Source organism: Mangrovibacterium marinum (assembly GCF_003046625.1).
Taxonomy (GTDB): domain Bacteria; phylum Bacteroidota; class Bacteroidia; order Bacteroidales; family Prolixibacteraceae; genus Mangrovibacterium; species Mangrovibacterium marinum.
The window spans coordinates 93025-100722 of record NZ_QAAD01000014.1; the positions used below are offsets into that span (position 1 = coordinate 93025).

Here is a 7698-nt window from a genome sequence, read left to right on the forward strand (position 1 = left end):
AAAAATTAATTAATACCCAGGGTTTTGAACCAATTTTTCGTTTTTGTTAATTTCTGATTGCGGGATAGGCATCAGGTAAAAAGCAGGCGAACGAAACTGGCGCTGGAAGGGAACTGTGGTTACGCGGAAGAACTCATCGTCCGTGGCGCCCTGAATGTTCATACCTTTGGCTTGTACGCCCAAATAGTCTTCAGCAATCATCCAGCGTCTTAAATCCCAGAAGCGTTGGTTTTCCAGATATAGCTCAATAGTGCGTTCGTCACGAACAATACGGCGTAGTGTTTCTTTAGTTGAGGCTCCGCCAACAACCCCCCAGGCTTCATCAATTGTTGGGATCCCCGCACGTGTGCGAACTCGATCGATGTATTCCTTAGCCGTTGCAAATTCAGTCGCACTGCCGTACTCGATTAGCGCTTCAGCATATATCAGGTACAAATCTGCCAGCCGAATAACAGGCCATGGATATTGTTGAGATGGAGCCATTAAAGTAGGTTGTTCCAATTTAGGGTGAACACCTTTTTTGTTCAAATAGCCCGTAGGGGTATAGTTGTTGCTGCGACCATTGATCCCACAGTTATCATTTTTTCGAAACTGGGTTTTGATTTGTTCCACCACTTCGCCATCGACGTCGCGGATAATTTCGTAATAGCTGTTGTGGTATCCCACCCATGCATCAAAACGCGGTTCACGGTGTAGGTTTAGGTTTAGGGTTGTACCGTTTGGCCCCGTGGCAATAGCATACCGGTTATCGTAGTCAAAATTTGGGTCTACGTCTATTGGTAAGCCATTTTCGGTGTAAAACGATTCGACCATTGTCAGCGTTGGAGCAACACCATTCCATGCCCGCCCCTGGATAAAGGGAGTTGACTTGTTTTGCAACTCATAGGTGCCTTCATTTCGAGTATCTGCCCAAAGCAGTTCTTGACTATAGCGGTCGATGAAGGTATAACGTAGATCGCGTAAGGTTTCATCCAATGGATAGGTTTCGCCCAACGATTCGTTGTACGAATATAACGCATGTCCATTGGCTTCAGCCAGTTGAATGGCCTCGCTGGCTGCATCGGCTGCTCTTTTCCACTTTTCAGGGTTGTAGGTGGTGCTAATCAGCAGGTTTCCTTCCTCGTCTTTAAAGTCGGTGTAGAAACTGGTTTGGTCTTCTCCTCCACCGTTAAACAAGGGCGAGGCTGCCATTAAGAGCGCTCTGGCCTTTAAGGCTTTTGCTGCAATGCTGGTTGCGCGTCCATAGGCGGAGGTTGACGAATATCTTACTGGCAGTTCGGCGGCAGCTTCGTCGAATGTTTTGGCGATAAAATCAATCACATCGTCAAAGTGCGCACGCGAGGGAAAGTCCTCAAAGGGCGTATTGATATCAGCAACTCCGTCAACAATGATCGTTGGACCGTAGTTGCGCGCCAGCAAGAAGTGATAGTAGGCAATTAGGAACTTCGCTTCTGCTTTGTACAGGGTTTTGTTTTGGTCACTTAATCCCGGGGTTTGATCAATGCCGTCAATGAGCAAGTAACATTGACGAATGCCCTTAAATAAGGTGTTCCAATATGAAATAACCGGGTTCGAAGCGGTGAAATTTCCTTTTGGAAAGTTGGCAAAAGTTTCGTGCTCGAATGCCGTAACTACTTCGTCGGCGGTCATAAAATCGATCGATCCGGTTCCTGATCGCGGGTTCGGGATATAACTGTAACAGGAGTACAAGAAGTTTTCGGCCGCATAAATGTTTTTAAATGCGTCGGCTTCGGTTGGTCGCTCATCCGGCACTACGTCCAGATAATCGGTACAGCCTGCAAAGGCGACCACCAACACCAGGGCTATAAGTTGTTTAAATACGTTCATAATTCCGATTCTTTTTACAATGACATTTGAATACCAATATTGAATACGCGTTGTGTCGGATATTTCAGGCCATTTCCGCCTCCCATTTCAGGATCCCAAAGGTCGAACTTGGAGAAAGTCAGCAAGTTCATACCACTCACGTAAAAACGCATGAATTTATGAGTATACCCAACTTCCAGGTTTTTAAGCTTGAGGAAAGCACCGTTACGCAACCAGTAAGATGAATTGGCGGTGTTGTTGGGGTGATCCAGTTTGCTTAGACGAGGATACGCTGCATACACGTTTTGGTCTTCTACACTCCAGTAGTCGTCTGCAATGAAACTAAGTACATTGCGGATGCTGCTTGTTCCGAATGGATGGAAGCCATTGATGAAGAATGACGTGTGTGCTACTCCCTGGAAGTAGAATGAGAAGTCCAGTTTTTTGTACTGGAATGAAGGGCCAAAACCATAAACGATTTCGGGAACCGTTGGATGTCCCATCGGGATGCGGTCATCACTGTTGACCAAGTCCAGACCATCAATGTCGGCAGTAATGTTGGTGTATTTAATATCGCCAGGCAGGACCGTCCCCCCAAGTTGCTGTGTCGGGCTATTCTCAATTTCAGCCTCGTCAATGAACAGGCGTTCTGCTTGGTAGCCCCATAAGGTGTTCACCGGCTGCCCCACACCCGACAAGTTCGGATATTTACTGAATTTGGGTTCGTCCTTTTCAAGTACTTTGTTGCGGGCATAGGTGAAGGTACTTTTGAATTGCATCGAGAAGTCGTTTGAAAATTTGTGGTTCACATCGATGGCAATGTCAAAACCTTTGTTCTCCACTTTCCCCAGGTTTCCGAAGATATTTGTTCCATCGGTACCAAATGAGGTTGGGATAACCTGACGAGCCAGAAAGATTCCATCTCGCGTTTCTTTATAAAAGTCGGCAACCACGTTGATTTTGTCAAACAATCGCAGGTCAAGTCCCATATTTAACTTCGTACCGATCTCCCAAGAAATGTCTCTGTTTTCGTACCGATTGTAAACTGGACCGCTTCTTGTGTAGTTTTGGTCGATGCCGGTGGTGTAGCCCGAGCCGCTCAGGTCGATATCGGATAAGTAAACAAAGCGTTCGCCGCCAATTTGGTCGTTACCTACTTTACCCCATGAGGCGCGTAACTTCAACCATGAAATAACGTCTTTCACTGGATCCCAGAATTTTTCGTTACTCACAACGTAGCCAACTGCGGCTGAAGGAAAAAAGCCAAAACGTTTTCCTTTGGCAAAGTTTTCACTCCCGTTGTAACCAAAGTTGACCTCAAAAAGGTAGCGGTCGTCGTAGCCATAGGTTGCACGACCAGCAATGCCTTGGGTGCGTTGTGGCAAGGACGAAATTAATCCGTCGGGATTGTTTACCATGTACTCGTCTTGTGTGTACAACAACATCCCGGATACGTTATGCACGTCGAATGTGCGATCGTATTGGAATTGTGTTTGGAAGTAAAGCGAACGGTCGCCAGAGGTGCCGGTGCTTGTGCCCAATGTTGCGGATTGAACGTTCCCAACCAGCTCAAAATCGTAATCGTAGCCGCCTTCGCCGTTTTCACTGATGTTAGATGCCGTGTATTGGTTGACACCTCCGGAGCGGGTAACAGTTGTATTACTCCAGTTTTTGAATGATGCCATAGCCCGAAAAGTCAGTCCTTTAGTCACAAAGTCGAGCTTTTGTTCGCCATCAAGTGTTGCAATTACTGTACTTTGAAAGCCATCGCTGTAACCTTTTACCATTTCTGCAAATGGATTGCGGTAGCCATCGTTAAAGCGACCTCCTGATTTACCGCCGAATGCGATGTGATCGAGCACGCCGTCGTTCCCAAATGAAGTAGGAATCATCTCGGTTGGCCACATGATTGGGAAGTCAACGGGGTTGGCTTCCATGGTCAATGCAAAAACGTCCTGTGCTCCAATCGAGGGGCCGTGGTAGTCGCGAAGCTGCGTGTTCAAGCGTAATGATACACGGGTCGATGGTGTTAAGTAGGCATTGATGTTATTTTGGAAAGTATAACGCTTCACTTTAACATTATTGTCGTACGAGTTGATGTTAAACTTTTTCAGGATTCCGTTATCTATGTTGGCCGAAACGTTCATGAAATAGTCCATCTTTTTACCTCCGCCCAATAGGCTAACGTTGGCACTTTGGTTCATTGTATAATCCTTGAAAAGCTCGTTGTACCAGTCAACATTGGGATATAGGTAAGGGTTTAGGCCCTGGCGTGTTGCATCAATTTTGCTTTGCTCGTACGGAATATCACCGGTGCTACGTCCGATAACAGCTTCGTTATACATCTCCATGAAGGTTGGCCCATCAACAAATTCGGGAACTGAAGTCGGCGTTGAAATGGAGTTTTCAACACGTACATTCACCTTTACTTTGTCCATATCCTTACCACTTTTTGTTGTAACAATCATCACCCCGTTGGCACCGCGTGTTCCGTAAAGAGCAGTTGCCGTGGCATCTTTCAGGATCGAGAAGCTTTCGATAACTTCCGGTGGAAGGGAGTTTAGGTCGCCTGAAGAAACCTCTACTCCGTCGACAATGATGAGGGGATTCGTTGCACCACTAAAGGTTGAAATACCTCGGATGTAGAAGCTTGCTCCGTCAGCACCTGGTTCTCCGGTGCGTTGGAACGCGATTACACCCGCTAGTTTTCCCGCGAATGAGGTTGAAATGTTACTGGAAGGAACTTTCAGTATTTCCGGTTCAATAGACTGTACCGAACCAACAATACTTACCTTGCGCTGCGTTCCGTAGCCAACAACGGTTACTTCATCCAGTCCTAAGGTTTCGTCCTTCAAGGTGATATTCACAACCTGTTGGTCGGCAATTACAATTTCTTGCGATTGCATACCCACAAAGGAGAAGACCAGGGTTGCTCCTCGTCCGGCGTTGATCGTATAATTACCGTCCGCATCAGTCACCGTTCCGATAGTCGTACCTTTGATAAAAACACTTACTCCCGGTACCGGAACTCCCCCATTATCAACTACTTTTCCTTTGATTGCCCGGGTTGCTTGCTGGTCTACATTGGGTGTTGCATTCTGATGAACAACAACTTGATCTTCTCGTATTGTATAGGACAAGCTGTTATTGGTCAACAAGTAGTTCATTACTTCCTCTATTGAGGCATCATTGAAGTTGAGATTGAATTTTTTTGACAAATCAACATCTTCCGATTTATACAGAATTTTATAATGCGACGAAGAGCGAATCATACTGAATGCTTCATTCAGAGTTATATCTCGTGCATTCAGGGTTAGCTTCTGAACTTGAGAGTAGCTTTCGCTGGCTGTCGCAAAAATGATGTTGGTCAAGATTAAGAAAAAGGTCATTTTCATAATTACAAACCATCTGGGTGGCCATGGTCGTTTGGATGGAGCATGGCCAAATGTTGTTTTTTTCATACTTTTGGTCAGTGTTTAAATTAAAAATTTACGTAGTGTCTTTGTTTGCGAAGAACGCGTTTGTTTTTTTCGGATCATGCGGCAACATGATCCGTTTTTTTATTGGGGTAGCCTGGTCCCCGTGGCTTTTTCGGATTATAAGGCTGATAAATAGATTGTATTGGTTGAGGTATCTAATTGGTAACTAAATGGTGTTAGCAGTTTTATGGTCTCCAGGATATCGATGAGGGTTTCTTTTTCGAAATCACCATTCAACAGGATTTCCTGTAGAGCTTTGTTTTTGAAAATAATATCTACGTCGTAATATCGCTCCAAGGTCTTTGCCAGATCAACAAAGCGCTCGTTACGGAACGAAAGCTTTCTGTGAGACCAATCATTGAGATCGGAATCTCGGAAACGGCTATCGGTGACCTCTTGGCTGACTTTGTCATAAACGGCCTTTTGGTAAGGCTTTAGCTCTATTTGGCCTGTTTGTGCGCCTGCTTGGTCAAAGAAGTTCAGCTTTACACCGCCTTCAACAAGCATAATCACATCTTGATCATCGGATGAGTAGCTACTCATGTTGAAGCTGGTTCCCGTCACTTCCAGCCTGCTGGATTGTGTACTGACGATAAACGGTTTTTGGCGATCTTTCCGAACATCGAAATAAGCCTCTCCGTCCAGATGTACCTCCCGTTGTTCTTTACCAAAGTGAAGCGGGTAGCTAAGGGTTGAAGCCGGAGCTAGTTGCACTTGGGAGCTGTCGGGCAAAATGATTACACGACATTCTCCGCGCTGCAATGTTATGGTCGTCCACTTTAATGTTTCCGGTGTTTTATGTATCCAGGTTAATATTCCTCCTACAAAAGCAGCAAGAATCAAGAATGCCGCGATTTTGCTTGTTTTTAAAAATAACATCCGGCGACGCTGCTTTTGTTGTAGGTGTTGAAAACGGGAGTTCAGCCAGATTTTGTTCGGCGAAGATCCGAGTAAATGCACGATTCCGAAGTAAGATTTCCGGGCTGCATTTAGTTTCTCGGGAGAACGATTGAGCTGATCCAACAGTTGCTGGTTTTCCTCGTCGTTGCTATTTCCTGATATAAAATTATTAAAAAGATCTTTATCCATGTTTTTGAGCTTCTATGCTTATTAAAACGACAAAAAAAGAAACTACCCTAAACCAAAATGCTTTTTTTTTTACTTTTGGAAAGCGCTTAGGCGTATGGCTTTTGGGGCATACGTACACGTATCTTTCCCTCGCTGTTCTTTGCGACCTGTTTCATTCTGTCTTTTGGCATTTACTTGTTGATTGACAAGAAGGGAGAATAACAGTTATGTACTTATATATAAGAAGGGGACTTAAGGAGTTGCAAATTTAATACAGATGGAAGGTGGCAAAAGAGTTGCAGAATGGTTTTGTGGATTTTCGGGAGGTGTTCGATTGCCTTTTTGCTGAGTTGTGTCATTTTGCGAACAGTTTTTTGCAGGATTTTGAGCAAAGTGAAGATGTGGTCCAGGATATATTGTTGAAGTATTGGGAGCGACATCGTCTGTTTGCGGACATGAAGGCAAGTAGGGCGTGGTTATATAAAGCTGTTCGCAATAAGTGTCTCGATCTCCTAAAAAAGGAGCGCAAGACCGGGGCGAGGATTCAGGTTTTGGAATTACTCACCCTGCAGGCTCCTCCTGATTTCAATGGCCTGGAGATTTACGAAATAGACAAGCAGGTCGAAGCTGCCTTGGAGTCGATGTCGGAAACAACGGCGAGGATCTTCTCCCTCAGCCGAACCTCTGGACTTTCCTACAAGCAAATAGCTCAGGAGTTAAACGTCTCTGTGAAAACAATTGAATACCACATGTCAAAAGCGTTGGCGACGATGAATAGTTACCTTCGTGAGTTCATTTGTTTGTTTTTGTTGTTTTACATGAAGCTATAGAAGCGGCTAAGCCGCTTAATAAGCAATACGCTGCCTCAGCCGGGGTAGATTGTATATATTCCTAACAAATATGTTTGTTGTTCTGTAATGATCCAGTGGAGTGGTGCCCGGGTGCATAAGGAGATTGATTGTGGTGTTGTGGCTTTCTGGATCTGCCTGGTGGGCCATTCGCGCTGTGCTTGTTTTTTTGTGTTCCGGATGGAGGATTTCGCATCGGTGAGGGTATTGGGGGATAAATATTCATAGAGGTTTTTGTCGTGTTAAAATAATACATCGACCTAATTCGTTGTGGGTCAGTTTTAAAGTTGGTTGTGCCGGAGAGAACTTCGAAAAAACTTCACATCAGGTGTTGCAAAGCAGAAAATAGTCTCTATATTTGCATCCGCTTTTGAGAAACAACGGCACACAAGCCGAAGCAATCGGAAGCCGCGTTCTGTGAGGGTTTTAGAGGATTCGAGAGCTTTGAAAAAATCTTTAAAAAGAATTTGGAAAAG

General features: G+C 44.9%; 4 protein-coding genes. 1 reads left to right on the forward strand and 3 read right to left on the reverse strand.

Features of this window, described 5'->3' with window-relative positions; all coding sequences use genetic code 11:
- Window positions 1–9: 9 nt before the first annotated feature.
- From C8N47_RS13415 to C8N47_RS13425, 3 genes are all read right to left on the reverse strand, one after another.
- Window positions 10–1848, reverse strand: coding sequence for a RagB/SusD family nutrient uptake outer membrane protein (locus C8N47_RS13415; protein WP_107823084.1), 1839 nt, complete (start codon window positions 1846–1848; stop codon window positions 10–12).
- Between the two features lie 14 nt (window positions 1849–1862).
- The gene (locus tag C8N47_RS13420) at window positions 1863–5288 is read right to left on the reverse strand and encodes a TonB-dependent receptor (protein ID WP_211316138.1); all 3426 of its coding nucleotides are present in this window, start codon (window positions 5286–5288) and stop codon (window positions 1863–1865) included.
- Window positions 5289–5423: 135 nt separating this feature from the next.
- Entirely contained in the window at window positions 5424–6185 is a 762-nt protein-coding gene (locus tag C8N47_RS13425; protein ID WP_170111395.1) for a FecR family protein, read from the reverse strand.
- A gap of 473 nt (window positions 6186–6658) precedes the next feature.
- Between C8N47_RS13425 and C8N47_RS13430 the strand changes: the two genes are divergently transcribed.
- Window positions 6659–7204, forward strand: a complete 546-nt coding sequence (locus tag C8N47_RS13430; protein WP_107823087.1) for an RNA polymerase sigma-70 factor — start codon at window positions 6659–6661, stop codon at window positions 7202–7204.
- Window positions 7205–7698 lie beyond the last annotated feature (494 nt).